Origin of the sequence: Streptomyces sp. NPDC006140, assembly GCF_040628815.1 — a bacterium.
Taxonomy (GTDB): Bacteria; Actinomycetota; Actinomycetes; order Streptomycetales; family Streptomycetaceae; genus Streptomyces.
Genome location: NZ_JBEXTS010000018.1, coordinates 35,169 through 61,219, shown reverse-complemented (window position 1 = coordinate 61,219; position 26,051 = coordinate 35,169). Strand labels below are relative to the sequence as shown.

General features: G+C 73.1%; 26 protein-coding genes and 1 pseudogene. 14 read left to right on the top strand and 13 right to left on the bottom strand.

Features of this window, described 5'->3' with window-relative positions:
• Positions 1-280: 280 nt before the first annotated feature.
• Positions 281-1,408 carry an alpha/beta fold hydrolase gene (locus ABZ386_RS34900; protein WP_355726350.1) on the top strand — a complete coding sequence of 376 codons (1,128 nt, stop codon included), beginning with the start codon at positions 281-283 and terminating at the stop codon, positions 1,406-1,408.
• Positions 1,409-1,642: 234 nt separating this feature from the next.
• Positions 1,643-3,043, top strand: coding sequence for a hypothetical protein (locus ABZ386_RS34895; protein ID WP_356614377.1), 1,401 nt, complete (start codon positions 1,643-1,645; stop codon positions 3,041-3,043).
• Positions 3,044-3,065: 22 nt separating this feature from the next.
• Here the strand turns inward: ABZ386_RS34895 and ABZ386_RS34890 are convergent, their stop codons facing one another.
• On the bottom strand, positions 3,066-3,479 hold the full coding sequence (locus ABZ386_RS34890; RefSeq protein WP_198678115.1) for a VOC family protein: 414 nt from the start codon (positions 3,477-3,479) through the stop codon (positions 3,066-3,068).
• Between the two features lie 233 nt (positions 3,480-3,712).
• On the opposite strand from ABZ386_RS34890, the gene ABZ386_RS34885 reads away from it, so the two are divergent.
• The 3 genes from ABZ386_RS34885 to ABZ386_RS34875 all read left to right on the top strand — a co-directional run bounded on the left by ABZ386_RS34885 (position 3,713) and on the right by ABZ386_RS34875 (position 6,838).
• Positions 3,713-5,311, top strand: coding sequence for an ABC-F family ATP-binding cassette domain-containing protein (locus ABZ386_RS34885; RefSeq protein ID WP_351346697.1), 1,599 nt, complete (start codon positions 3,713-3,715; stop codon positions 5,309-5,311).
• 351 nt (positions 5,312-5,662) lie between these two features.
• Positions 5,663-5,881, top strand: a complete 219-nt coding sequence (locus ABZ386_RS34880; RefSeq protein WP_010037790.1) for a helix-turn-helix domain-containing protein — start codon at positions 5,663-5,665, stop codon at positions 5,879-5,881.
• 153 nt (positions 5,882-6,034) lie between these two features.
• Entirely contained in the window at positions 6,035-6,838 is an 804-nt protein-coding gene (locus ABZ386_RS34875) for an enoyl-CoA hydratase/isomerase family protein (RefSeq protein WP_351346694.1), read from the top strand.
• A gap of 314 nt (positions 6,839-7,152) precedes the next feature.
• Here the strand turns inward: ABZ386_RS34875 and ABZ386_RS34870 are convergent, their stop codons facing one another.
• Positions 7,153-7,866, bottom strand: coding sequence for a nucleopolyhedrovirus P10 family protein (locus tag ABZ386_RS34870; RefSeq protein WP_358967591.1), 714 nt, complete (start codon positions 7,864-7,866; stop codon positions 7,153-7,155).
• An 87-nt stretch (positions 7,867-7,953) separates the two neighbouring features.
• Between ABZ386_RS34870 and ABZ386_RS34865 the strand changes: the two genes are divergently transcribed.
• Genes ABZ386_RS34865 through amaP form a run of 5 tightly spaced genes read left to right on the top strand, consistent with a single transcriptional unit; the run spans position 7,954 to position 10,322 of the window.
• Positions 7,954-8,430, top strand: a complete 477-nt coding sequence (locus tag ABZ386_RS34865) for an Asp23/Gls24 family envelope stress response protein (protein WP_351346690.1) — start codon at positions 7,954-7,956, stop codon at positions 8,428-8,430.
• Between the two features lie 55 nt (positions 8,431-8,485).
• On the top strand, positions 8,486-8,671 hold the full coding sequence (locus tag ABZ386_RS34860; RefSeq protein WP_351346688.1) for a hypothetical protein: 186 nt from the start codon (positions 8,486-8,488) through the stop codon (positions 8,669-8,671).
• Positions 8,668-9,051 (top strand): Asp23/Gls24 family envelope stress response protein, encoded by a 384-nt coding sequence (locus ABZ386_RS34855; protein WP_351346686.1) that lies wholly within the window; start codon positions 8,668-8,670, stop codon positions 9,049-9,051. The genes ABZ386_RS34860 and ABZ386_RS34855 overlap by 4 nt, the downstream gene beginning before the upstream one ends.
• Positions 9,048-9,737 (top strand): DUF6286 domain-containing protein, encoded by a 690-nt coding sequence (locus ABZ386_RS34850; protein ID WP_358967588.1) that lies wholly within the window; start codon positions 9,048-9,050, stop codon positions 9,735-9,737. Before ABZ386_RS34855 ends, ABZ386_RS34850 begins: the two co-directional genes overlap by 4 nt.
• Before the next feature lie 6 nt (positions 9,738-9,743).
• A complete protein-coding gene (gene amaP, locus ABZ386_RS34845) occupies positions 9,744-10,322 on the top strand; it encodes an alkaline shock response membrane anchor protein AmaP (RefSeq protein WP_351346682.1) in 579 nt (192 codons plus the stop codon).
• Positions 10,323-10,345: 23 nt separating this feature from the next.
• Here the strand turns inward: amaP and ABZ386_RS34840 are convergent, their stop codons facing one another.
• From ABZ386_RS34840 to ABZ386_RS34820, 5 genes are read right to left on the bottom strand one after another with little or no spacing between them, the layout of a single operon-like run.
• On the bottom strand, positions 10,346-11,101 hold the full coding sequence (locus tag ABZ386_RS34840; RefSeq protein ID WP_351346680.1) for an SDR family oxidoreductase: 756 nt from the start codon (positions 11,099-11,101) through the stop codon (positions 10,346-10,348).
• A gap of 5 nt (positions 11,102-11,106) precedes the next feature.
• Positions 11,107-12,900, bottom strand: a complete 1,794-nt coding sequence (locus ABZ386_RS34835) for a glycoside hydrolase family 15 protein (protein ID WP_358967585.1) — start codon at positions 12,898-12,900, stop codon at positions 11,107-11,109.
• A 33-nt stretch (positions 12,901-12,933) separates the two neighbouring features.
• The gene (locus ABZ386_RS34830) at positions 12,934-13,245 is read right to left on the bottom strand and encodes a hypothetical protein (RefSeq protein WP_358967583.1); all 312 of its coding nucleotides are present in this window, start codon (positions 13,243-13,245) and stop codon (positions 12,934-12,936) included.
• Entirely contained in the window at positions 13,242-13,787 is a 546-nt protein-coding gene (locus ABZ386_RS34825; protein ID WP_114251248.1) for a SigE family RNA polymerase sigma factor, read from the bottom strand. Before ABZ386_RS34825 ends, ABZ386_RS34830 begins: the two co-directional genes overlap by 4 nt.
• 35 nt (positions 13,788-13,822) lie before the next feature.
• Complete coding sequence (locus ABZ386_RS34820) at positions 13,823-15,370, bottom strand: sodium:solute symporter (protein WP_351346674.1); 1,548 nt, start codon at positions 15,368-15,370, stop codon at positions 13,823-13,825.
• 168 nt (positions 15,371-15,538) lie between these two features.
• Here ABZ386_RS34820 and ABZ386_RS34815 point away from each other — a divergent pair, with 168 nt between their 5' ends.
• Both ABZ386_RS34815 and ABZ386_RS34810 read left to right on the top strand, forming a co-directional pair.
• Positions 15,539-15,751 carry a DUF3311 domain-containing protein gene (locus ABZ386_RS34815; protein WP_358967580.1) on the top strand — a complete coding sequence of 71 codons (213 nt, stop codon included), beginning with the start codon at positions 15,539-15,541 and terminating at the stop codon, positions 15,749-15,751.
• A 63-nt stretch (positions 15,752-15,814) separates the two neighbouring features.
• Entirely contained in the window at positions 15,815-17,953 is a 2,139-nt protein-coding gene (locus ABZ386_RS34810; RefSeq protein ID WP_351346670.1) for a carbon starvation CstA family protein, read from the top strand.
• Between the two features lie 127 nt (positions 17,954-18,080).
• Here the strand turns inward: ABZ386_RS34810 and ABZ386_RS34805 are convergent, their stop codons facing one another.
• The 3 genes from ABZ386_RS34805 to ABZ386_RS34795 form a co-directional block, all read right to left on the bottom strand.
• Positions 18,081-18,878, bottom strand: a complete 798-nt coding sequence (locus ABZ386_RS34805) for an SURF1 family protein (protein ID WP_358967577.1) — start codon at positions 18,876-18,878, stop codon at positions 18,081-18,083.
• A 49-nt stretch (positions 18,879-18,927) separates the two neighbouring features.
• Positions 18,928-19,161, bottom strand: a complete 234-nt coding sequence (locus tag ABZ386_RS34800; RefSeq protein ID WP_114251243.1) for a hypothetical protein — start codon at positions 19,159-19,161, stop codon at positions 18,928-18,930.
• 102 nt (positions 19,162-19,263) lie between these two features.
• Complete coding sequence (locus ABZ386_RS34795) at positions 19,264-20,256, bottom strand: DEDDh family exonuclease (protein WP_351346666.1); 993 nt, start codon at positions 20,254-20,256, stop codon at positions 19,264-19,266.
• A 253-nt stretch (positions 20,257-20,509) separates the two neighbouring features.
• Between ABZ386_RS34795 and ABZ386_RS34790 the strand changes: the two are divergent.
• A pseudogene (locus ABZ386_RS34790) lies at positions 20,510-21,328 on the top strand (sterol desaturase family protein); the annotation flags it as partial.
• 788 nt (positions 21,329-22,116) lie between these two features.
• Complete coding sequence (locus ABZ386_RS34785; protein WP_358967574.1) at positions 22,117-22,797, top strand: lysoplasmalogenase; 681 nt, start codon at positions 22,117-22,119, stop codon at positions 22,795-22,797.
• A gap of 12 nt (positions 22,798-22,809) precedes the next feature.
• On the opposite strand, the gene ABZ386_RS34780 is transcribed toward ABZ386_RS34785, so the two are convergent.
• The 3 genes from ABZ386_RS34780 to ABZ386_RS34770 form a co-directional block, all read right to left on the bottom strand.
• Positions 22,810-23,799: a CopD family protein gene (locus tag ABZ386_RS34780; protein WP_358967572.1), complete on the bottom strand. Its 990-nt coding sequence runs from the start codon at positions 23,797-23,799 to the stop codon at positions 22,810-22,812.
• Between the two features lie 78 nt (positions 23,800-23,877).
• Positions 23,878-24,402 carry a hypothetical protein gene (locus ABZ386_RS34775; RefSeq protein WP_351346662.1) on the bottom strand — a complete coding sequence of 175 codons (525 nt, stop codon included), beginning with the start codon at positions 24,400-24,402 and terminating at the stop codon, positions 23,878-23,880.
• Positions 24,403-24,491: 89 nt separating this feature from the next.
• Complete coding sequence (locus ABZ386_RS34770) at positions 24,492-26,012, bottom strand: S8 family serine peptidase (protein ID WP_358967569.1); 1,521 nt, start codon at positions 26,010-26,012, stop codon at positions 24,492-24,494.
• Positions 26,013-26,051 lie beyond the last annotated feature (39 nt).

The window sequence follows — 26,051 nt, the reverse complement described above, 5'->3', positions numbered from 1 at the left end:
GCCAACGTCCCTTCCGCTCCCGGCCGGCAGGCCAACGTCCCTTCCGGTCCCAGCCCAGAGGCCACCGGCCGCAGGGACCGGCCAAGCCGCAGGTCGCTGGCCGCCGGGACGCGCCCAGCTAGTGCGCCGCTGGACGTCGGCGTCCCGGCCCAGCCCGGAGCCGGCCGCCGACACTGCGCCCCGCCTGCACGCTGCCCCCCCCCCGCACGCCGCTCCCCACCCCTCACCCCACCGCTACCCCCCACTGGTCCCCGGCCGCGTCCGCCAGGACACTGGTCGGGTGCGCACTGTCAAAGCGACGGCCGCTGCCGTCACCGCCGTGATCGGGGCCGGGGCCGCCGCGGTGGCCGCCGGCCGGTTCGCCAGCGACGCCGCGCTCAAGGCGCCTCCCGGCAGGCCCCTGCCCACCGAACCCCGGCTCACCGTGCACGGCACCGCCGCCGGGCAGATCAGCCTCACCCGGGACCTGGCCGCCCTGCGGCCCGGCCGCTACGGTCTGGCCGGCGACGGCTCCCACGCCGTCGTCGGCCCCGTCCTGGCCGACGCCCCGCACTCCGCCGACACCGTCGTACGCCGCCTGGAGAGCGTCACCCACGGCACCCTGCGACCCGGCGACAAGGCCTGGCTCACCCCCAACGTGTACGTCGGCAACCCCGGCGGCGCCCTGGGCCTCGAACACGCCGACGTCGACATCCCCGGCGAACTCGGCACGCTGCCCGCGTGGTTCGTGCCCGGCGCCCGGGACACCTGGGTGATCGCCGTGCACGGCCTGGGCACCACCCGGGAAATCGCCCTGAACATCATGGAGTTCCTGCACCGCAACCGCTTCCCGGTGCTCGCCCTCGCCTACCGCGGCGACCTCGGCGCACCCCGCCCGCCCGACGGCCTGAACCATCTCGGCGAGACCGAGTGGCGCGACCTCGACGCGGCCCTCCGCTACGCCGAGCGCCACGGAGCCCGCCAGATCGTCCTGCACGGCTGGTCCACCGGCGCCACCATGGCCCTGCGCGCCGCCGAGCACTCGGGGCTCCGCGAGCGCGTCTCCGGGCTCGTCCTGGACTCCCCGGTCCTCCACTGGGAGACCACCCTGCGCGCCCTGGCCGCCGCCCGCCGCACCCCGGGCGCGCTGCTGCCCCTCGCGGTCCGCGCCGCCCAGGGCCGCACCGGCCTGTACGGCGACCGCGCCGCGGGGACCGACCCGTACGACGGCGTCCGCGTCCCCACCCTCGTCTTCCATGGCCCGGACGACACGGTCGCCCCCTGGCAGCTCTCCCGCCGCCTCGCCGGCGCCCGCCCCGACATGGTCGCCCTGCACACCGTCCGCGACGCCCCCCACGGAGCGATGTGGAACGCCGACCCCCAGGCCTACGAGGAGGCCCTGCGGCGCTTCCTGACCCCCCTCATGTGACCTCTCCGGCGGCGCCGGCACGTCACGCACCCCCCGTTCACGCCCCCTTCGCCCCGTCGCAACCACGTCCCGTCCCGCTCCCTACCGACCGGTCGTGATGATTCCGTTTAGCGTCGTACCACTGGCCTGTTCCCGGCCCTCGACCACTCCCGGGGGCCGGTGCGTTGGCCATCCCCGTCGCCCGCCGTGACATTCCGTTTGGGTTTTCGGACCGTCAACCGGGAGACTGCCCCCGTGACGTCCCGTATCCCGCGCGACTCCAGGCTTCGACTCGTCCGCCCGCGACCCCTGGCCGCCGCCCCCAGAGCGATGAACCAGCAGCGCTCGCGCCGCCCCGCGCCGCGCCCCCCGGAGGGCACCCCGGCACCGGCGGAGCTGGCCAGAATGGCACGCTCCGGCCTGGCCGGCGCCGCCCGCGTCGCCCGCTGGGCCGACGCCGCCCTCGGCCCCGGCGGGGACAGCGCCACCGCCGACGGCAAGGCCACCCTCTCCGACGCGACCGCCGAACGGGCCGCCTCGGACCTCGGCCTGACCCCCGCTCAGGTCAGGGCCGACTGGGACACCGCTCGCCTCGCCGGCCTGGTCGAGGTGCACGGCGACAGTGCCCGCCCCGGCTGGCGGCTGCGCGCCTGGAACCGCGACGACAGCGCCGTACTGCGCGGCTGGGTCGCCCTCTTCGACGCCTGGTCGCTCGCCTGTCCGGAACCCGCGGACCACGAGCCCGCCGCCGTCGCCGAGGTCGTCTCGGCCATGCCGCAGGTGCTCTCCTTCCTCCAGCTGTCCGCCGGCCCCGTCCCCGTCGAGCAGCTCCTGGACCTCCTGGAGCAGCGCGTCACCGAACTGCGCACCGCCCGCTGCGAGATCCCCTACGGCCCCCAGCCCGAGCCGGCGGCCGAACCGGAGCCCACCGACGCCCCGCTCGCGCCCCTCCTCGACTGGGCCCTGAGCGCCCTCGCCTCCGTCGGCGCGCTCACCTACGGCGACGGCCAGGCCACGCTCACCCCGCTCGGCAGCTGGGCAGTCTGGGTCAAGCTGGAGCAGATCTGCGTCGCCGCGCAGAGCCCCGCCGGGAACATCGAGCAGGGCGCCGAGGACATGCTCCGCGGCTGCGCCCAACTGCGCCCGAACGCGGCCCGCGCCGAGTACCGCGCCTGGCTCGCCGCCCGCACCGTCGGCAGCGCCGTCACCGAGCTGCTCGACGCCGCCCGAGGCGAGGACGCCCTGCTGCGCGGCCTCGCCTTCGAGGCGCTGCGCGTGGTCGGCGCCCCCGCCGAGCCGGACGTCCGCGCCGTGCTGGAGGAGCCGACGCTGAGGCCGTACGCGCTGCTGTGGCTGGCCGAGCACGACGGGGCCGACCCGGAGGACGCCCACGAGGTCCTCACCCGGGAGGAGGCGACCTGGCTGTGGGTGGACACCGCCGCCGCCGTCGCCGACCACGGGGAGGCCCCGCTGCTCGTCCGCCATCTGGAGTCCGCCGTGCAGCCGACCGTCCCGATGCTCCTGGACGAGGTACGGGCCGTGGGTCATCCGCGCACCGTGCAGGTCCTGGTCGCCCTCGCCGCGGCACACCCCGACCCGGCCCTGGCCAAGGCCGTGCGCCGGGCCGCCTTCCAGGTGCACACCGGCGGCAGTTAGGGCGGGCGCCCGACCTCGGGGGTCAGCCCGGTATCTCGGGCGCGTACGTGCCGAAACTCCACACATTGCCCTCGAGGTCCCGGGCCATGTAGTCCCGCGAGCCGTAGTCCTGGTCCGTCGGGGGCATGAGGATCTCCGCGCCGTGGTCGACGGCGCGGCGGTGGTGCGCGTCCACGTCGTCCACCACCACGTACACCCCCGTGGTGCCCGCGTCCTTCATGGCCGCGTCGAACACGCCGCCGCGGCCCTTGCTGCCGACCATCACCGCGCCGTTGCCCTGTGCCAGCTCCGCGTGCAGCACCGAGCCGTCCTCGCCCTCGTACACCGACAGCTCCGTGAAGCCGAAGGCCTCCGTGAGCTGCCGGATCGCCGCCTTCGCGTCCGCGTAGAGCAGCGTCGGGCAGATGCTGGGACGCCCGCCGGACGTGCCTGCCATGCCGATCACTCCCTTGTGCCCGGTCGCCGGAAATCCGATGATCCCGTTCTGCTGCTCAGTCTCGCACCCACCACTGACAACGACCCGGCGAGACCAACCGAACACCCGCACGCAGAAAAAGTGGTTGCACGGCCCCGTTAGACTGTCCCCCATGGCCTTTCTCCTCGCGCATTAGACGGCGGGAACGTCCTCAGCCGCCCATCCCGCCCCCATATCCGCCCTGGAGTCTGTCCGTGATCTCCGCCTCCGGTATCGAGCTGCGCGCCGGTGCCCGCGTCCTCATCGAAAACGCCACCTTCCGCGTCGCCAAGGGCGACCGCATCGGCCTGGTCGGCCGCAACGGCGCGGGGAAGACCACCCTCACCAAGTGCCTCGCGGGCGAGGCCATGCCCGCCGGCGGCACCATCACCCGCTCCGGCGAGGTCGGCTACCTCCCGCAGGACCCCCGCACCGGCGACCTCGACGTCCTGGCCCGCGACCGCATCCTCTCCGCCCGCGGCCTGGACGTCCTGATCCGCAAGATGCGCGACAACGAACAGCGCATCGCCAACGGCAAGGGCGCCACCCGCGAGAAGGCCCTCAAGCAGTACGAGCGCCAGGAGACGGAGTTCCTCACCAAGGGCGGGTACGCCGCCGAGGCCGAGGCCGCCACCATCGCCGCCGCGCTCAACCTGCCCGACCGCGTCCTCGGCCAGCCCCTGCACACCCTCTCCGGCGGTCAGCGCCGCCGTATCGAGCTGGCCCGGATCCTGTTCTCCGACGCGGACACGCTGCTGCTCGACGAGCCGACCAACCACCTCGACGCCGACTCGATCATCTGGCTGCGCGACTACCTCAAGACCTACCGCGGCGGCTTCATCGTGATCTCCCACGACGAGGACCTGGTCGAGACGGTCGTCAACAAGGTGTTCTACCTGGACGCCAACCGCTCCCAGATCGACGTCTACAACATGGGCTGGAAGCTCTACCAGCAGCAGCGCGAGGCCGACGAGCGGCGCCGCAAGCGCGAGCGCGCCAACGCCGAGAAGAAGGCCGCCGCGCTCCATTCGCAGGCCGACAAGATGCGCGCCAAGGCCACCAAGACCGTCGCCGCGCAGAACATGGCCCGCCGCGCCGACAAGCTGCTCTCCGGCCTGGAGGCGGTCCGCCAGTCCGACAAGGTCGCCAAGCTCCGCTTCCCCGAGCCCGCGCCCTGCGGCAAGACCCCCCTGATGGCCGAGGGCCTGTCGAAGTCCTACGGCTCGCTGGAGATCTTCACCGACGTCGACCTGGCCATCGACAAGGGCTCCCGCGTCGTCATCCTGGGCCTCAACGGCGCCGGCAAGACCACCCTGCTGCGGCTGCTGGGCGGCGTCGAGCAGCCCGACACCGGCGCGGTCGTCCCCGGCCACGGCCTGAAGCTCGGCTACTACGCCCAGGAGCACGAGACCCTCGACCCCGACCGCACGGTCCTGGAGAACATGCGCTCCGCCGCGCCCGACATGGACCTCGTCGAGGTCCGCAAGGTGCTCGGCTCGTTCCTGTTCTCCGGCGACGACGTCGACAAGCCCGCCGGCGTCCTCTCCGGCGGCGAGAAGACCCGCCTGGCGCTCGCCACGCTGGTGGTGTCCTCGGCGAACGTGCTGCTCCTCGACGAGCCCACCAACAACCTCGACCCGGCCAGCCGCGAGGAGATCCTCGGCGCGCTGCGCACCTACAAGGGCGCGGTCGTCCTCGTCACGCACGACGAGGGCGCGGTCGAGGCGCTCCAGCCGGAGCGGATCATCCTGCTGCCGGACGGCGTCGAGGACCTGTGGGGCGCCGACTACGCGGATCTCGTCGCCCTGGCCTGAGTGTCAGTACCGCTTGATCGAATGCGTGATCAACGGCGTTGGATCATTCGGCCCAGCGGTGATCCATCATCTGTGTGAGATCTCCTCGTACCGAGGTGTGTCCTACAACGATTTCGCGGCCGAGCCCCCGATTCTTCCGGGCTCGGCCGCGCCGCCTTTCTGACCTGGCATTTCCCGGGGCAATCCGTTCGGTCGTACGGACACTCCGCTCCGGAATTCCATATTCCGTATGTGGGGATGCGCTCCCGTCGTCACAACCTTGTCTCACGGACCTTGCCGAATGGGTGGCCATCAGGGCCCGGAGGGGTGATCATGAGGAGACCAGAGCGCACTTCCCATGAGGAGGCACGGGTGGCCGAGACTCTGAAGAAGGGCAGCCGGGTGACCGGCGCCGCGCGCGACAAGCTCGCGGCAGACCTGAAGAAGAAGTACGACGCCGGTGCGAGCATCCGGGCGTTGGCCGAGGAGACCGGCCGCTCGTATGGCTTCGTGCACCGCATGCTCAGTGAGTCGGGCGTCACGCTGCGAGGGCGTGGCGGGGCGACTCGGGGCAAGAAGGCCACGGCCTGACCCCGAGTGGCCCCACGGCTTCGATGGTGGCCACCCGGTCGGCAGGCTGAGCGACCGGGTGGTTACTGTGCAGTCACTTAGCTGTGCCGTGGTACGGCGGGACATCCGCCGTCGCACGGCACGGAAGACGACCGCACACATCGGAGGCGTCCCATGGCTTCGTCCGACCAGGACCTCGTTCCCGTACTCGACAAGGACGGCGTACGGCTCACCGTCGACGACGCGATCGCCACGGTGACGCTGACCAACCCGGCCAAGCGCAACGCGCAGAGCCCCGCTCTGTGGCGGGCGCTGACCGAGGCCGGGCGGCTGCTGCCGGGCTCCGTCCGCGTCGTGGTGCTGCGGGCCGAGGGCAAGTCCTTCTCGGCCGGTCTCGACCGGCAGGCGTTCACGCCCGAGGGCTTCGACGGCGAACCGTCGTTCATCGACCTCGCGCGGGGCGGCGACGCCGAGTTGGACGCGACCATCGCCGAATACCAGGAGGCGTTCACCTGGTGGCGGCGCAGCGACATCGTCTCCGTCGCCGCCGTCCAGGGGCACGCCATCGGGGCGGGCTTCCAGCTCGCCCTCGCCTGCGATCTGCGCGTCGTCGCCGACGACGTGCAGTTCGCCATGCGCGAGACCAGCCTCGGACTCGTGCCCGACCTGACGGGCACGCACCCGCTGGTGGGACTCGTCGGATACGCCCGCGCGCTGGAGATCTGCGTGACCGGGCGCTTCGTCACGGCCGAGGAGGCCGTCAGTACCGGGCTGGCCAATGTGGCCGTGCCCGCCGACCAGCTCGACGCCACGGTCCGCGACCTCACCGCGGCTCTCCTCGCCGCGCCCCGCGACGCCGTCATCGAGACCAAGGCCCTGCTGCGCGGCGCCCAGGACCGCACCTACGAGGAGCAGCGCCGCGCCGAACGCCAGTCCCAGGCACGCAGGCTGCGTGACCTCGCGGGCGTCGGCGACTGACGCCCACCGGCCGACCCGGGCGGTCAGCCGGTCGCCGGGCCCACCTGAGCGGTCAGCCGGTCGCCGGCCCGAGTCGACCGGTCAGCCGGTCGCCGGCCCGACCCGGGCGGTCAGTCGATCGCCGGCCCGAGTCGACCGGTCAGCCGGTCGTCGGCCCGACCCGGGCGGTCAGCCCGGTCGCGGACCCGCCTGGGCTGTCACCCGATCGCCGGCCCGACTCGACCGGTCAGCCGATCGCCGGCCCCACGTGGGCGGTCAGCCGATCGCCGGGCGGACCAGGGCCGTCAGCCGAGTCGTCGGGCCGGTCCGCGCGGTCAGCCGATCGCGCTCACCAGTACCGCCACCGTCGGGTGGTCCGGCAGCGATGTCCTGACCGCCGTGCGGACCGCGCGGGCCACGTCCCGGGCCCGGTGGTCCGCGCCCACCGCCAGCTCCACCCGGACATGGCGGTGGGACAGCGCGGCATCGCCCGGCAGTTCCTCGATGTGCACGGGATGGCCCAGCGCGCCGGTCAGACGGAGCACGCCCGGGACCGCGAGGGCCGTCGCCGCCACGCGGGCCTCGTCGCCCGCCTCCGGTTGCGCGGCGCCCGGCGGTTCAGGAAATCCGGCGGCGGTCCCGGCTTCCGGTTCCCCGTCCAGCAGCCCCGTCACCCGCAGATCCACCTCTCTCACCGCCAGGCCGATCCGCTGCGTCGCTGCGGTCGCCAGCGTCGCCCGCAGCAGGGACGCCGTCGTCGGCAGCGGTTCCGAGGCCGTGGCCGCGAACTCGGCCGTCACCCGCAGCGGGCCGGGCGGCAGGCCGCTCGGCGGAGCGGGCACCGCCGGCGCCTGCGTGTCCGCCGGGTCGGCGAGCACGATACGGAGCGCGTCGACGCGGACGCCCGGCGCGTCCTCGGCCGCGCGCCGCAGCACCGCCTCGGCCGCCTGCTCGGCGATCCACGCGCCGTCACGCGCATCACCCAACGGCAAAAGCCTGCCGAAACCCAGCTGATGTCTCACTGCCCGTGTCCACCGGTCGGCCGTCATTCCTCCAGCCTGCCGCATCAGAGGCGCGCAATCCCGTAACCGTGCTTACGGTGGTCGAAGGACGACGACCGAAAAGGACGTACGGCGATGACTGACATGACCGAGAACCGGGGCGGGGAGACCGAGCCGGCGGCGGCACGCAGGAGTCCACTGGCCAAGCGCGGTGGGGCGGACCCGGGCTCCCGGGGACGGACGACCATCGCCGACGGTGTCGTGGAGAAGATCGCCGGGCTCGCCGCACGCGACGTGGACGGCGTGCACGCCATGGGCAGCGGGCTGTCCCGCACGTTCGGAGCAGTGCGCGACCGCGTACCAGGCGGCCAGAAGTCGGGCGTGACCCGCGGGGTGAAGGCCGAGGTCGGCGAGGTGCAGGCGGCCCTCGACCTGGAGATCGTCGTCGACTACGGCGTGTCGATCGCCGACGTGGCCAGGGACGTACGGGAGAACGTCATCACCGCCGTCGAGCGGATGACGGGCCTGGAGGTCGTCGAGGTCAACATCGCGGTGAGCGACGTGAAGCTGCCGGACGAAGAGGAAGAGGAACCGGAGCGCCGGATCCAGTGAGGCCCAGGGACACCGGACAACACAGCGGCTGCGGAGCTGAGGAGCTGAGGAGCGCATGAACATGGCCGTGGTCGGCATGATCGCCGGCATGGCGCTGGCCTTCGCCGGGTATTTCGGCGGATTCGGTGCCTTCCTGCTGGTGGCGGCGCTGGGCGCCGTCGGCTTCGTCGTCGGCCGGTTCCTGGAGGGCGACATGGAGTGGGGCGACTTCTTCCGCACCCGTGGCGAACGGCGGCGGTGACGCCCGTGAGCGCGGGGGCCGGTGAGCTCGACAGACCTCTGACCGTCGTCCCGGCCGGGGAGCGCGGCGCGACCCGGATCGCCGACCGGGTCGTCGCGAAGATCGCCTCCCAGGCGGCCCGTGAGGCGGTCGGGACGCTGCCACCCGACGCCGGCCGGCCGTCCGCCTCGGTCGTCGTCCACCACCACGTGGTCCACGTCCGCGTCCACGTCGAACTCGACTACCCCTGCGACATCGGCGACCGCTGCCGCCGGGTGCGCCGCCAAGTCGTCGAACGGGTGGGCGCCCTGGCGGGAATGCAGGTGCCGGAGGTCGTCGTCCATGTGGAGCGGCTGCACCTGACCGCCGCGCACGGCGCGGCACAGGGGAGGACCCGATGAGCGAACCCCAGGGCAGGGAAACCCCCGAGCCCGAAGGCACCACCCAGCGCCTGCCGGTCCTGGAGAAGACGCAGGCCGGCCCCGGCCGGTCCGAGGCGTCGGCCACCCACGGACCGCCGGCCGCGCCCGACGGCGAAGGCGGCCGCGCGGGCCGCTTCTGGTCGGCGCGCCGCATCCCCGCGGCCATCGTCGCCCTGCTGCTCCTAGCCCTCGCCGGGCTGTTCCTCTACGACATCGTCTCCGTACGCGCCGACCGGCCCGGCATGGGCTGGCGCCGGGAGCTGGCCCGGCAGCTCGCCGGACGGCCCCTCGACGACACCTGGGTGCTCGTCGGGGCCGGGATCGCCGCCGCCCTCGGGCTCTGGCTGCTGCTCCTGGCCGCCACCCCCGGCCTGCGGCACGTGCTCCCGATGCGCCGCACGCACGCCGACGTCCGCGCGGGACTTGACCGGGACGCCGCCGCCACGGCGCTGCGCGACCGGGCGGTGAAGGTGGCCGGCGTGCAGTCGGCACGGGTGAAGGTGCGCCGGCGCCGCGCGGACGTCCGCGCCCTGGCCCACTTCCGTGAACTGGACGAGGTACGGACCGATCTGGACGCCGTGCTCGCCGACGCGGTCCGCGGACTGGGGCTGTCCCGGCCGCCCTCGCTGTCGGTGCGCGTCCGGCGGCCCGGCCGGAAGGGGTGAGGGCCGGTGCTCAGGATCGTCAACCGCGTGTTCCTCGGGCTGGTGGGCCTCGTCCTGCTGGTGCTGGGCGGCTCCGTCCTGGCCGTCCGCCTCGGCGCCCCCGCCCCCTCCTGGTGGATCCACCAGGACCGGCACGACGTGCTGCTGAGCGACGCCGAACGCACTCGCTGGCGCGACGCCGGCTGGTGGTGGCCGGTCGTCATCGCCGTGCTCGCCGTCCTGCTGCTGCTCGCCCTGTGGTGGCTCGTCTCGGTGCTGCGCCGGCGCCGCCTCGCCGAGGTCCTCGTCGACACCGGGGACGGCGAGGGCGCGCTGCTGCGCGGCCGGGCCCTGGAGGACGCGCTCACCGGGGAGGCGGCCCGGATCGACGGCGTCGACCGGTCCCGCGCCCACCTGACGGGCCGCCGCAGCGCCCCCGAGGCCCGCGTGCGCCTCGCACTGGAGCCGCACGTGGACCCGGGGGCCGCGTTGGACGACTTCACGACCGGTGCCCTGACCCATGCCAGGACATCGGCGGGCCTGGCGTCGCTTCCGGCGGAGGTACGGCTGACGGGAGTCAAGCACCACGCGGAGAGGGTGAGCTGACGGCCCGGTCGAGGGGGCCGCCGTCAGAAGCCGTGCCGGGCTCCGCCGTCCACGGGGACCATCACACCCGTCAGATAAGAAGCAGCCGGCGACAACAGGAACGCGGCCACCCGCCCGAACTCCTGCGGCGTCCCGTACCGCCGCAACGGGATCCGCGACTCCGCGGCGGCCCTGGTCGCCTCCGGGTCCGCCGACAACCCGTCCAGCTCGCGCACGCGATCCGTGTCGATCCGCCCGGGCAGCACCCCCACCACCCGGACCCCGCGCGGCCCCAGTTCGTCGGAGAGCGACTTGGCGAAGCCCGCCAGGCCCGGCCGCAGCCCGTTCGAGATCGTCAGCCCCGCGATCGGCTCGTACACCGACCCGGACAGCACGAACCCGATGACGCCCCCGGGCTCCAGCTCGGCGGCCGCGGCGCGCGCCAGCCGCACCGCGCCGAGGAACACCGACTCGAACGCCGTCTGCCACTGTTCGTCCGTGTTGTCCGCGACGAACCCGGCCGGCGGCCCGCCCACGCTGACCAGGACGCCGTCGACCCGCCCGAAGTGCTCCCGCGCGGCCCCGATCAGCCGGGCCGGCGCCTCGGGGTCGGCGTTGTCGACGGCCACCCCGACCGCGTTCGGGCCCAGCTCGGCCGCCGCGTCGGCGACACCCTTCTCGTCCCGCCCCGAGACGACCACCTTCGCCCCGTCCGCGACGAGCTCACGCGCGGAGGCGTTGCCGAGGCCCCGCGTGGCTCCCGTGACGACGTACACCCGGTCTTTCAGTCCAAGATCCATGGTCCCTATCCTGCCCCGTCCTCCCCGGAGAGGGCGAGGGCGGTGTTCACCAGGCCGATGTGGCTGAACGCCTGCGGGAAGTTGCCGAGCTGCCGGCCGGTCACCGGGTCGAACTCCTCGGCCAGCAGTCCGACGTCGTTGGCGAGCCCCATCAGCCGCTCGAACAGCTGTCGGGCCTCCTCCGTGCGGCCCGTCATGTGCAGGGCGTCCGCGAGCCAGAACGAGCACACCAGGAAGGTGCCCTCGCTGCCGGGCAGACCGTCGACGTCCGTGAAGTCCGCGTCGGTGGTGCTGTAGCGCCGCAGCAGGCCGCCGTGGTCCAGCTCCTTGCGGACCGCGTCGATGGTGCCGATCACCCGCGGATCGTCGGGCGGCAGGAAGCCGACGCGCGGGATGAGCAGTAGCGCGGCGTCCAGTTCGCGCGAGCCGTAGGACTGGGTGAAGGTGTTGCGCTGCGGGTCGTAGCCCTTCTCGCACACCTCGCGGTGCACCTCCTCGCGCAGCGCGCGCCAGCCGTCCAGGTCGCCGTCCAGCTCCGGATGGCGCTCCAGCGTGCGCACGGCACGGTCGGCGGCCACCCACACCATCACCTTCGAGTGCACGAACTGGCGCCGGCCGCCGCGCACCTCCCACAGTCCCTCGTCCGGCTGCTGCCAATGGGTGCGCAGGAAGTCCATCAGGGCCGTCTGCAGGGCCCAGACGTCCGGCTGCGGGGACAGACCCGACTCGCGGGCCAGGGACAGGGAGTCCATGACCTCGCCGTAGACGTCCAGCTGGAGCTGGTTCACGGCGTCGTTGCCGATGCGCACGGGCGTGGACTCGTCGAAGCCGGACAGCCACGGCAGCTCGAACTCGGGCAGCCGCCGCTCGCCCGCCAGGCCGTACATGATCTGCAGGTCCGCCGGGTCGCCCGCGACCGCGCGCAGCAGCCAGTTCCGCCAGGCCTCCGCCTCCTCCTGGTAGCCCGCCGCCAGCAGCGCGCCCAGGGTGAGGGTGGAGTCGCGCAGCCAGCAGTAGCGGTAGTCCCAGTTGCGCACCCCGCCCGGCTCCTCGGGCAGGGAGGTCGTGGCGGCGGCGACGATGCCGCCGGTCGGGGCGTAGGTGAGCGCCTTGAGGGTGATCAGGGAGCGGACGACGGCGTCGCGGTACGGCCCGTCGTAGCGGCAGCGGGACGCCCATGCCCGCCAGTCCTCGACGCTGTGGCGCAGCGCCTCGAAGGGGTCGACGAGCGGGGGGCGCGGTTCGTGGGAGGGGTGCCAGGTCAGGACGAAGGCGACCTTTTCCCCCTTCCTGACCGTGAACTCCGCGTGCGTGCCGAAGTCCTCGCCCCAACTGCGCACCTCCGGCTCGCTGCGCAGCCACGTCGAGTCCGGTCCCGCGACGGCGACGCGGTGGCCGTCGACCCGGCGCACCCACGGCACGATCGAGCCGTAGTCGAAGCGCAGCTTGAGGACACTGTGCAGCGTCACCTCGCCGTCGAGGCCCTCGACGACGCGTACGAGGTCGGGGGCCCGGTCGCGCTGGGGCATCAGGTCGGTGACCCGCACCGCCCCCTGCTCGGTCTCCCAGTCGGTGTCCAGGACGAGGGTGTCGCGTCGGTAGGCGCGCCGGGTGCACCGGTCCGCCCCCACGGGGGCGATGCGCCAGTAGCCGTTGTCCTCGTCACCGAGCAGCTTGGCGAAGCAGGCGGCGGAGTCGAAGCGGGGCAGGCACAGCCAGTCGACGGATCCGTCCGTGCCGACCAGGGCAGCGGTCTGCTCGTCGCCGACGATCGCGTAGTCCTCGATGCTGGGATGCACGCAGTGCGGGTTCCCGGCAAGTCGGCGCGGCAATCAGGGCAGAGGCCGGGGGAGTGACAGGCCGTCGGCGGCCGCGGCGCCGGTGCCCGAGAAGATCACCCCCGGATCCGACGGGGCCTGGTTGAGCACCCACAGGCCGATCAGCACCGCCAGCGCGAAGACGACGGTGATGAGCACGGCCAGCACGAGCCGCCGCCTGCGCTCGCGCCGCAGCCACTCGCCGCGTGCCGTGCGGTACGCGTCGGGGTCGGGGAGCACCCCGCCCGCCAGTGCCCGGAGCGCCTCGCGCAGCTCCTGCTCGGTCCGGTCGGTGCCGCGCGACGGAGTCGCGTCTCGATGCGTCATCGCCGGGCCTCCATCGCCTGGGTCAGGGCGGCGATGCCGCGTGCCGTGTGCGTCTTGACGGAGCCGCCGGAGATGCCCATCGCGGCGGCTATCTCGCTCTCCTTGAGCCCGAGCCAGTGCCGCAGCACCAGCGCCTCGCGCTGCCGGGGCGGCAACTGCTGGAGCGCGTCGATCAGCACCCGCTGGTCCTCGCGCAGCAGCGCGGCGTGCTCGGCGGAGGCGACCGTCTCGTCCGGCGGGTTCTCCTCGTGCCGGCGGGCGACCTGGAGGTGCCGTATCCGCATCCGCGTCAGATTGCAGACGGTGGAGCGCAGATAGGCCTCCGCCGCGGCCACGTCCCGAAGGCGCCGCCACTTGCGGTAGATCTGGTAGTACGCCTCGGCCACCACGTTCTCCGGGTCGTCGGCGCCGAGCAGCACGGCCAGGCGCAGCATCGAGGAGTAGTGCAGCTCGAAGAGGTGGGCGACACCGGCCTCCCGCTCCAGGTCGGCGGGGTCGCCGGCCGCCGGGGAGGCGAGCGGCCCGGCCGGTGCCGGTGGCACCGCCGCGGGGGGCAGTGTGGGGTTCTCTCTGCGTCTCACAGGTGGTTCGCTCCCGTCTCCGGGCGGCGCCGGACGGTCAGGCGGGACGGCAGGTCGGTGGCGTCGGCGCCGCGTGGCACGCCGAGGCGTTCGAGGGCCGCGGTGCCGGCCACCGCGACGGTCAGGTTGAGCAGCAGGGCGGCGAGCCCGGCGTAGATCTCCAGCGGCCCGGCGCCGGTGCCGAGCGGCACGATCGAGGAGAACCCCTCGCGCACCACCAGGTACGTCCCCGACGCCATGCCCACGGCCCACCCGGCGAGCAGCGCCCGGGGGTGCAGCCGCCCGGTGAACAGCCCGACGGCGACGGCCGGGAAGATCTGCAGGATCCACACGCCGCCGAGCAGCTGGAGGTTGACGGCGTCCTGGTCGCGCAGCCCGAACACGAACGCCACGGCCCCCACCTTCGCGGTGAGCGAGACCGCCTTGGCGATCCGCACCTGCCGCTTGGGCGTGGCCGTCGGATGGACGTACTCGACGTACACGTTGCGGACGAAGCTCGTGGCCGCGGCGATCGACATCACCGCTGCCGGGACCAGTGCCCCGACGGCGATCGCGGCGAACACCAGCCCGGCCAGCGGTGCCGGCATCAGCCGGTCGACCAGCATCGGCACGGCCGCCTCGGCCCCTCCGCGCGGTGCCCGCACCCCCGCCGCGAGGGCGGCGATGCCGAGGAAACCGAACAGCGCGAGGAGTCCGGTCCAGGCGGGCAGCGCCACCGCGACGCGGCGCAGGGTGCGCGGCCCGTCGGCGGCGAAACCGGCGGTGAGCACATGCGGATACATCAGCAGGGCGAGCGCGGAGCCGAGGGCGAGGGTGGCGTAGGCCGGCTGCTGCCCGGGGGAGAGCAGCAGCGCGGGGCCGCCCAGCCGCTCGGCGGCGCCGTCGAAGACCGGGCCCGGACCGCCGAACCGTTCCAGCACCAGCCAGGTCACCGCGGTCAGCGACACGAACACGGCCACCGCCTTCAGCGCCGAGATGACCGTCGGCGCCCGCAGCCCGTGCCGGTAGGTGGCCACCGCGAGCCCCGCGAACAGCGCCACCAGCACCAGGTCCCCGGCGGCGCCCCGCGGGTACACGCCCCCGGCCGTCAGCACCGCCCGGATGCCGAGCAGTTGCAGCGCCAGGTACGGCATCGTGGCGAGGATCCCGGTCAGCGCGACCACCAGGGCCAGCGGGGGCGAGCCGTAGCGGCCCCGCACGAAGTCGGCGGCGGTGATGTAGCCGTGCCGCCGGGCCACGCTCCCCAGCCGGCTCAGCAGCACGAAGGCCAGCGGGCAGACGATCACCGTGTACGGCACCGCGAAGAAGGCGGGAGCGCCGTTGCCGTACGCCAGCCCCGGTACGGCGGTGAACGTGTACGCGGTGAAGATCGTGCCGCCCAGCAGGAACCAGGTCCACACCGGGCCGAGACTCCGGTCGGCCAGGGCCCAGCCCTCCAGCGACGGCAGCCGGTCGTTGGCGCGCAGCCGCCGCGCGGTGACGGCGAGCAGCGACGCCCCGCCGATCACGGCGAGGAACGTCGCGGTCATGGCGCCGTCAGCCATGGGTCACCGTCCTTGGTGTGCCTGTGCCCTCGCGCGAGAGTTGCGCGGACGGCCCGTCCGGAGGACAGGGAACCGGGGGGAAATCTTCTGGAAACGCCGTGTCAACCACTTCCGGCGGGTGCGCAACTCTTGCACAGACCGACAGCGAGCGGGAGAGGAGCGCAGGTCATGGCACGGACCGGACATCCCCGGCTACGGCGCGTCGCCGTCGCCGTGCTGCTCCTCGCACCCGCGGCCGGGTTGCTGTGGGTCCCGCTGTACGCCGGGGCGGATCCGCGGCTCGCGGGGGCGCCGTTCTTCTACTGGTACCAACTGGCCTGGGTACCGGGCTGCGGCCTGTGCCTGCTCGCGGCGTACGCGCTGACCGACCGACATCGCTGATCCGTCCGCACACCCTGTTCACCCCTGTCGAGGGTTCACCCCCTGTCGAGGCGAGGAGCCGCCATGCCCACATCAGCCCTGCCCGAATCCGGCCCTCAAGCGCCGGAAAAGTCACGTCTGCGGTCGTTTGCGGTGTGGACCGCCGTCTCCCTGCTCGGCGCCGTCGCCTGGGGGGTGCTCGCCCTGGCCCGCGGCGAGCGGATCTCCGCGGTCTGGCTGGTGGTCGCCGCCCTGGGCTCGTACGCCATCGCCTACCGCTTCTACTCCCGGTTCATCGCCCGCCGTGTCCTCGAGCCGGACGACCGCCGGGCCACCCCGGCCGAACGGCTGGAGGACGGCGTCGACTTCCAGCCCACCGACCGCCGGGTGCTGCTCGGCCACCACTTCGCCGCCATCGCCGGCGCCGGACCGCTGGTCGGCCCGGTCCTCGCGGCGCAGATGGGCTATCTGCCCGGGACCCTGTGGATCGTGGCGGGGGTGATCTTCGCGGGCGCGGTGCAGGACATGGTCGTGCTGTTCCTGTCGATGCGGCGGGACGGCACCTCGCTCGGCCAGATGGCCCGGGACGAGATCGGCCGGGCGGGCGGGGCCGCCGCCCTGATCGCCGTGTTCGCCATCATGATCATCCTGCTGGGCGTGCTCGCGCTGGTCGTCGTCAACGCCCTCGCGCACAGCCCCTGGGGCACCTTCTCCGTCGCGATGACCATCCCCATCGCGCTGTTCATGGGCTTCTGGCTGCACGTCATCCGCCCGGGCCGGGTCGTCGAGACCAGCGTGATCGGCGTCGTCCTGCTGCTGCTCGCCATCGTCGGCGGCAGCTGGGTGCAGGAGTCCTCGCTGGCCTCCGCCTTCACCCTCAGCCCCACCACCCTCGTGTTCTGCCTGGTCGGCTACGGCTTCGTCGCCTCCGTGCTGCCGGTGTGGATGCTGCTCGCGCCGCGCGACTACCTCTCCACCTTCATGAAGATCGGCACCATCGCCCTGCTCGCGGTCGGCGTGGTCGTCGCCGCGCCCGTGATGCGCGCGGACGCGGTGAGCGACTTCGCCTCCTCCGGCGCCGGGCCCGTCTTCGCCGGGGGCCTGTTCCCGTTCCTCTTCATCACCATCGCCTGCGGCGCGCTGTCCGGCTTCCACGCGCTGGTCGCCTCCGGGACCACCCCGAAGCTGATCCGGAAGGAGTCCCAGGTCCGGATGATCGGCTACGGCGCCATGCTGATGGAGTCGTTCGTCGCGATCATGGCGCTGATCGCCGCGGCGACCCTGGAGCCGGGCCTCTACTACGCCATGAACGCCCCGGCGGCCCTGCTCGGCACCACGGCCGAGTCCGCCTCCCACGCCGTCGCCGGCCTCGGCTTCACCATCACCCCCGACCAGCTCACCCAGGCCGCCAAGGCCGTGGAGGAGCAGACCCTGATCGCCCGCTCCGGCGGGGCACCGACCCTGGCCGTCGGCATGTCGGAGATCTTCTCCGGGGTCTTCGGGGGCGCCGGGATGAAGGCCTTCTGGTACCACTTCGCGATCATGTTCGAGGCGTTGTTCATCCTGACGACGGTGGACGCCGGCACCCGTGTGGGCCGCTTCATGCTCCAGGACATGCTCGGCAACGTCTTCAAGCCCCTCGGCCGGGTCACCTGGAAGCCGGGCATCTGGCTGTGCAGCGCCCTCGTCGTGGCGGCCTGGGGGTACTTCCTCTACACCGGCGCCACCGACCCGCTCGGCGGGATCAACCAGCTCTTCCCGCTGTTCGGCATCGCCAACCAGCTCCTCGCCGCGATCGCCCTGGCCGTCTGCACCACGATCCTGATCAAGTCCGGCCGGCTGCGCTGGGCCTGGGTCACGGGCGTCCCGCTCGCCTGGGTCGTCGCGATCACCTTCACCGCCGGCTGGCAGAAGATCTTCTCCGACGACCCGAAGATCGGCTTCTTCGCCCAGCGGACGCGGTACGCCGACGCCCTCGACGCGGGCCAGGTGCTGCCGCCTGCCAAGAACCTCGACGACATGCACACCGTGGTCACCAACTCCACCGTGGACGGCGTGCTGATCGCCCTGTTCCTGCTGCTCGTCGCCGTCGTGATCGGCAACGCGGCGGTGGTCTGCGTACGGGCGATCAGGTCCCCGGGCTCCCTGCCGGTGACCGAGGCGCCCTACGTGGAATCCCGCCTCGACGTACCGCAGGAGCCGCTGGCGGGAGCCCGCTCATGAGGGCCGTGCACTGGGCGCGGGTGGTGTGCTGGTACGTGCGGGAACTCGCGGAGGTGCTCGACCGGACGCACCGGGAGGAGTGCCGGCAGGGCCGCTGCTGCTGACGCGGCCGGGGGGCCGGCGGTGGTCACACCGCCGCCGGTTCCGCCTCACTGGTGTCCTGCTTCTTCGCCGCCGCCTGCGCCCGCTCCCGGGCCTCGCGGCGGGCCAGGACCACCCAGCCGACCGGGACGGCCGCGGAGAACAGCCACCACTGGATCGCGTACGCGTAGTTCAGCGCCGCGTCCTCCTTGCCGGGGTCGCCCAGCAGCTCGGGCGTGTCGCCCTTGGGCTCGGGAGCCGTCTGGGCGATGTAGCCGCCGAGCACCTCGGCCTTGAGGCGCCGGGCCTCCTGCTCGCTGTTGATCAGCATGATCTGCCGGTCGGGCAGGCCCTTGAGGTCCTTGATGCCGCTCGCCGCGGTCGTCTCACTGGGCATCAGCCGGCCCTGGACGGTGACCTCGCCGCTCGGCGGGGCGGGCACCTTGGGGAACGCGGTCTGGCTCGGGCCGTCGGAGGGGATCCAGCCCCGGTTGACCAGCAGGACCTTGCCGTCGTCGAGGACGAAGGGGGTCAGGACGTGGTAGCCGACCTCGTCGTCGGAGTTGGTGCGCCGGCGGACGACGACCTCGTCCTCCGTGTCGAAGCGGCCCTTCGCGGTCACGGTCCGGTACCGCTCGGCGCTGGTGACCGTGTGCCCGGGGGCGGTCAGCTTCTCCACCGGCACCGGCTTGGCGGCCAGCGCGTCGGTGACCAGCTGGTTCCGGGCGGTGCGCTCCTCGTAGCGGTGCATCTGCCAGATGCCCAGCCTGATCATCGTGGGGATGAGGAGCAGGGCGATCAACGTGAGGATCACCCACTGCCGGGACATCAGGAAGCGGTACACCCCACGACCGTACAACTCGGTCGTGGGGTGCATTCAGGCGGGTACGGGTTCACACCTTGTCGACAATTCCCACCTTTCCCTCCGCGCGGGCGCAGTGGGCGCCGCAGTACCAGTGGCCCTCGACCTCCACGCCCTGGCCGATGATCTGGACCCGGCAGTGCTCGCAGATGGGGGCCATGCGGTGGATCGCGCAGGCAAAGCAGTCGAAGACGTGCACCGCGCCCTGCGCGTGCACCTCGAAGGTCATTCCGTACTGATTGCCACATACCTCACAGGTCGCCATGCGCCACAGCGTGGGCCGTCACCCCGGCCCGGGCGAGCGGCGGCCGGGCGAGTCGCCCGGCAATCACCCGTCCGTACGGTCCGCCGCCGCCCGGTGTCCGGCTCACTCCCCGGACGCCGGCTCCACGTCCGCGAGGAGCTGCCCGAACGCCGCCTCGTCCACGACCGGCGTGCCGAACTGGCGGGCCTTGACCACCTTGGACGTGCCCGAGTCCGGGTCGTTCGTGACGAGCAGGCTCGTCAGCCGGGACAGGCTCGACGCCACGTGCAGCCCCGCCTCGGTCGCGCGGTCCTCCAGCAGCTCCCGCTCGACCGACGTGTCACCCGAGAAGGCGACCCGCATGCCCTGCTTGAGCCGCCCGCCCGGCTCGTAGCGCCCCGGGTTGGGGTAGGGGCAGGCGGGCCGCTTCCGGGAGGGACGCCAACTGCCCGGCCGGGACCCGCCGTAGCCCGCCTGCTGCCCGATGCGGGGCGCGGCGGGGCGGTCCGACCACTCGGTCAGCGGCCGGCACTCGTGCAGCGGCAGCCGTAGGCCGTTCGCCGCCGCGGCCTTGAGGCTGGGCCGGAACGCCTCCGCGAGCACGCGCGCGTCGTCCAGCGCGTGGTGCGCCCGCCGCTGGACCACGCCGAAGTGCGCCGCGAGGGACTCCAGCTTGTGGTTGGGCAGCGGGAGCCCGAGCTCCTTGGAGAGCGCGATGGTGCACAGCCGCTGGCGCACCGGCGCCTCGCGCTCCGCGCGCGCGTACTCCCGGGCGATCATCTGCCAGTCGAAGACGGCGTTGTGCGCGACGAGCACCCGCCCCGCCAGCCGGGCCGTGAACTCCTCGGCGATGTCCTGGAAGAGGGGCGCGCCCTCGAGCGCCTCGCTCGTCAGTCCGTGGATCCACACGGGGCCCGGGTCACGCTCCGGGTTGACCATCGTGTACCAGTGGTCCTCGACCTCGCCGCGCGCGTCCAGCCGGTAGACGGCCGCGGAGATGATGCGGTCGTCCCGGGCCAGGCCCGTGGTCTCCACGTCAACGACCGCGTACCCCTTGGGATACGCGGTCGGCCACGACGTGGGAGAGAAGGCGGCGGTCGTCAGGTCTTCCAGCATGGTCCCTGAGGATACGGGCCGGGACTGACACTCCCGCCCGCCAGGTGCGTCCGGCCCGTTCTTCCGACGCTCCCTCAGGCGCGTTGTCCGATCTGTCCGTTCGCGAGGCGTACGTCTGGGCGAGGTCCGGCATTCCGTGCCGGCCGGGCCCTCCGTATTGGCGGAGATCGCCAAGAAGCAAGCGCGTACCGTCGGTAATACTTGTGGGTAACAACGTCTGGTGGGGGCCGGACGGCGGTCCTACGGTGCAGGCATGCCGAACCTGCCCGATGTCGTGCTGTGGTCGATACCCGCGTTTGTGCTGCTCACCGTGGTCGAGATGGTGAGCTACCGCCTCCATCCCGACGAGGACGCGGAGGGCTACGAGGCGAAGGACGCCGCCACGAGCATCGGCATGGGGCTCGGCAGCCTCGCCTTCGACTTCCTCTGGAAGATCCCGATCGTCGCCGTCTACACGGCCCTCTACGAACTCACGCCCCTGCGCGTCCCCGTCCTGTGGTGGACCGTCCCGCTGATGCTGCTCGCGCAGGACTTCTTCTACTACTGGTCCCACCGCGGCCACCACGTCGTCCGCATCCTGTGGGCCTGCCACGTCGTCCACCACTCCAGCCGGAAGTTCAACTTCACCACCGCGCTGCGCCAGCCCTGGACGTCCCTGACCGTGTGGCCGTTCTACGTGCCCCTCATCGTCGCCGGGGTGCACCCCGCCGCGCTGGCGTTCTGCTCCTCCGCGAACCTCGTCTACCAGTTCTGGATCCACACCGAGCGGATCGACAAGCTGCCCCGCTGGTTCGAGTCCGTCTTCAACACCCCCTCGCACCACCGGGTCCACCACGCCTCCCAGGGCGGTTACCTCGACCGCAACTTCGGCGGCATCCTCATCGTCTGGGACCGTCTGTTCGGCTCGTTCGTCGCCGAGACCGAGCGGCCCCGGTACGGGCTGACCAAGAACATCGACACGTACAACCTGCTGAAGGTGGCGACACACGAGTACGTGTCGATCGCCAAGGACCTGAGGGCGGCCCGGACTTGGAGCGAGCGCGCCGGGCGCGTGTTCCGGGGGCCGGGGTGGGGACCGACGCGGACGCGGCCTCCGGCGCCGGCCCTGGTGTCGGATCCGGCGGTACCTCCGGCTACTGACACGGCCTCACCGCCGGTCGGCGAGGCCGCGCCGGTGGGGGAGAGTATCCCGGCCGGGAACGGCGCGTCCGCCGGCGAGTCCGCGTCCGCCGGGAAGTCCGCGTCCGCCGGAGAGGCTGCGTCCGTCGGCGAGGCTGCGTTCGCCGGCGAGGTCGCGTTCGCCGGCGAGGTCGCGTTCCCCGGGGAGGTCGCGTTCGCCGGGGAGGCTGCGTCCGCCAGGGAGGCTGCGTTCGCCAGGGAGGCTGCGTCCGTCGGCGAGGTCGCGTTCGGTGGGGAGGCCGGGCCGGTGGGGGAGAGCATCCCGGCCGGGGAGGCTGCGTCCGTCGGGGAGGCTGCGTCCGTCGGCGAGGTCGCGTTCGGTGGGGAGGCCGGGCCGGTGGGGGAGAGCATCCCGGCCGGGGAGGCTGCGTCCGTCGGCGAGTCCGCGTCCGCCGGGAAGTCCGCGTCCGCCGGAGAGGCTGCGTCCGTCGGCGAGGTCGCGTTCGCCGGGGAGGCTGCGTTCGCCAGGGAGGCTGCGTCCGCCGGCGAGGTCGCGTTCGGTGGGGAGGCCGGGCCGGTGGGGGAGAGCATCCCGGCCGGGGAGGCTGCGTCCGTCGGCGAGGTCGCGTTCGCTGGGGAGGCTGCGTCTGTCGGCGAGGCTGCGCCCGCCGGGGAAGCCGCGTCCGCCGACGAGGCCGCGTCCGTCGGGAACGCCGCGTCCGCCGGGAAGGGTGCCTCGGCGTGACCCCCTCGCGTCTCCTCCTCGGCGTCTTCGGGCTCGCCGTCGCCGCCGACCTCGTCTCCCTCGCGGCCGGTTCCGGCGCCGGGCACGCCGTCGCCAAGCCCCTCCTGATGCCGCTCCTGGCCCTCTGGGCCGCCCAGCGCCGGGCGCCCCGGCCGCTGGTGGCCGCCCTGCTGTTCGGCTGGGGCGGCGACGTCCTGCTGCTGTCCGACGCCGAACCGGCCTTCCTCGCCGGCATGGGCAGCTTCGCGGCGGGACACGTCTGCTACCTCGTCCTCTTCGCGACGTACGGCAGCCGGAACGCCGTCCCACGCGCGCGTGCGGGTCTCCTCGCCCTCGGCTACGCCACCGCCCTCGTCACGACCGTCGCGCTGCTGTGGCCGGACCTTCCCGCGGACCTGCGCGTACCCGTCGCCGCGTACAGCCTCCTGCTGGCTGCCATGGCGTACCGCGCCGCCACCCGGTTCGGGCTCTTCGCCGGACTCGGCGGAGCGCTCTTCCTGCTCTCCGACACGCTCATCGCGACGGGCGTCGCCGACTGGCCGCAGCCGCCCGCCCCCGACTTCTGGATCATGCTCACGTACCTCGCCGCGCAGGCCCTGCTGGCCGGCGGCACGCTCGGGGCGCTCGACGCGCGCAGGGCACCGGCCGCGACGTACGGCGAGATGCGGGCCGTCTGAGACCCGCCGGTGTCACCAGCGGATGGGCACCGGAAGCGCCGTCAGCAGCCCGGACACCGCGACCACCAGACCCAGGACGACGACCTCCGCCCGCGCCGGCACGTACGCCGTCAGCGGGTCGGCCGCCCGGCGCAGCCGTCGCCGCGCCCACAGAGCGAGCGCGGCGACGGCCGTCACGAGGAGCACCTTGGCGAGCAGGGCCCGCCCGTACGCCGTCGCCGTGAGCTGCTCCAGGACCGTCTCCGGCGGCATCCGGCGCAGTGAACTCCACACGCCCGTCGCCGTGATGGCGGCCAGCAGTACGGCCGCCACGCGCGCGTAGCGGCCCAGCAGGGCCGCACCCGCCTCCGCGGCCTGCCCGCCCCGCCACAGCCGCAGGGTGCGCAACGCGTGCAGCAGCCCGCCCGCCCACAGCGCCGCGCAGGTCAGGTGGACGAGCGTCAGCCCGGAGCCGGTCAGCGGGGTGTGCTCGGTCGTGGGGTGCGCGCGCAGGGCCTCGGCGACGATCACGGCGGCCAGTGGCCACAGCTGCGTGGCCGGCCGGCGGGACACGGCGCACAGCCACGCCAGGAGGAACGCGTTGACCTCCAGCAGGGCGAGTTTGCCGTCCCGGGACGCGTAGAGCCCGCCGACGTCGACGTCCGACAGTCCGGCCGGCACGAGATTGCCCGTGGCCACGACCGAGGCGAGCCCCAGGGCGGCGAGAAAACCGGCGGCGGCCGCGCAGGGTGACCAACTCCGGGGCACGCCCCACGGCCCGGTCTCCGCGCCCGGCACGGACCGCGCCAGCCGGTTCACGAACAGCTCGCCGACGGGTATGCACAGCGCCGCGAACAGCACCGTCCGCAGCAGGGCTATGCCCCCGGCGCCGGGCGCGCGGGCCTCCCCGGTGCCGTGCAGCGCGGTGGACGGGCCGAGCAGCGGGATCAGCGCGGCCAGCGCCACCAGCACCAGGACAGCGACGGCCCGGCCCGCACCGGCGCGTCCCTGCGCATCGGCCATTCCTGGTGAAGATCTTGTCAAGGTCACCCCAGGATCTTCACCGGCCTCCACAGAGCCGGGCAAGTCGGCAGAACGGCCTCAATCGGCCCTGGACGCGGCCGACCACCACAGGCGTACTTCCCGGTGCGCGTCCGTCGGCCGCAGCTCCCACCCCTGCGCGAGGGCGACCTCGGCGACGTACCACCCGCCGACACCGCGGTAGTCCCGCAGCGGTATCGCACACTCGACAAAAGGTCTCGACTTCGCCGGACGGTGCGGCCACGTGGCCCGGGCCGTACAGTCCCGGACCACCCTGTCCACGCGCGCCCTGTAGTAGTCGGCGTCCCCCTCGTGGAGCAGCTCCGGCCAGGTCACACACCACGAGGCCAGCCCCTTGACGCGCTTCAGGGCGCCGGCCACGAAGTCGACGTAGGCGCGTTCGAGGCGGCTGCTGACGAGCGCGTCGGCGAACAGTCCGACGACGAAGCCCGCGACGGCGACTGCCGCCCACAGCACGCACACCACCGGGAACCACACCACGCTCCCGGCGAACCGCAGGGCCAGCCGCCACCGCGGCCGGACCGGCTCGGCGGTCCAGGCCGACGGATCCTCGTACACGTCCATGGCAAGGAATCCTGCCGCAGACACGGAACGGGCCGGGCAGGTGTCCCCGCCCGGCCCGTCCTCACCTCAGCTCTGCTCGGTCACCAGCCCTACTTGGTCACCGCGTCCAGCGCGTCCGTGATGCCCCAGCCGTAGAAGCCGTTGCGGTTCTTCGGGCCCTCGCACACCGCGTCGATCTTGCCGTCGGCGTCGATGTCGTACGGGTCCGTGCACGCCTTGGCGTCGGCCTGCGCGTACAGCAGGGCCTTCACCATCGCGGGCGAGGCGTACGGGTGCGTCGACTTGATGAGCGCGGCGACGCCCGCGACGTGCGGGGACGCCATCGACGTACCGGCCATGTAGCCCCACTTGCCGCCCGGCAGCGTGCCCAGGATCAGCCCGCTCGTGGCCGGCGGCTCCGGCTTCTGGTAGGCCGTCGAGTCGCCGCCCGGCGCGGCTATGTCGGCCACGCCCAGGCCGTAGTTGGAGAAGGACGACTTGATGCCCTTCGCGCCCGTGGAGGCGACCGTCACGACACCCGGCAGCTGCGTCGGGATGTCCAGGCACTTCGAGGGGTCGACGACCCGGTCGCCCGGCGTGGAGTCGTTCGGCGACGACGGGTCGGTGATCTCGTCGGAGGCGAGGTCGTAGTTCTCGTTGCCGGCCGCCGCGACGTTGACCGCGCCCTTCTTCTCCGCGTACCGCGAGGCGCGCGTGACGGCCTCCACGAGCGCCTTCTGGTCCGGGTCGTTCTTGCAGTTGAAGTACCAGGGGTCGGTGTAATAGCTGTTGTTCGTCACGTCGACCCCGTGTTCGGCCGCCCACACGAAGCCGCACACCACGGCCTCCGTGTAGAAGAAGCCGGCGGTGGTGGACACCTTGATGCCGGAGACCTTCACCCCGGGCGCCACACCCGTCATGCCGACGCCGTTCTTGGCGGCGGCGATCTCACCGGCCACGTGCGTCCCGTGCGGGCTCTCCTCGGCGCTCGGCCGCCAGGCACCGTCGGACGTGTCCGGCTTGCCCGTCACGCAGTTGACCGACGCCTTGCGGTCGAAGTTGGGCGTGATGTCGGGGTGGGTGTCGTCCACGCCCGTGTCGATCACGGCGACCGTGACGTCCTTGCTGCCCAGCGACTTCTCGTGCGCCTTGTCCGCCTTGATGGCCGGCAGATCCCACTGCAGGGACTCCAGCGGGTCCTGCCCGGCCGCCGCCTCCGCCTTCGCGACCTCGGCCGCGCTCAGCACCTTCGGCGCGCCCAGGTCACCCGTCGACGCCGCCGGCAGCGGCGCGGTGCGGGTGGCACCGGCGGACTGCACCCCGCGCACCGCGCGGATGCTCTTGGCGAAGTCCGGGTTCGAGGAGTGGACGACGATGACGCCGATCTGGTCGTACGACGTCACGATCGTGCCGCCGGCCTTGGCGACGGCCTTCTTCACGTACGCCGAAGTGCCGTGACCCGGCTTCACGTTGACGACGTAGCTGAGCGAGGTCGCGTCGGCCGAGACCTTCGCGGGCGCCTCGTCGGCGGCCGTGGCCGCGGTGTTCGGCAGGAACGCGAGGGCCGTGGCCAGGGCCATCCCGGCCGGGATCGCGACGGCGCGGCGGTGGCGCGCGTGCGGCGCTGTCATGCTGTCTCCAGTTCGTTCGCGGTACGAGCGGGCTGTGCG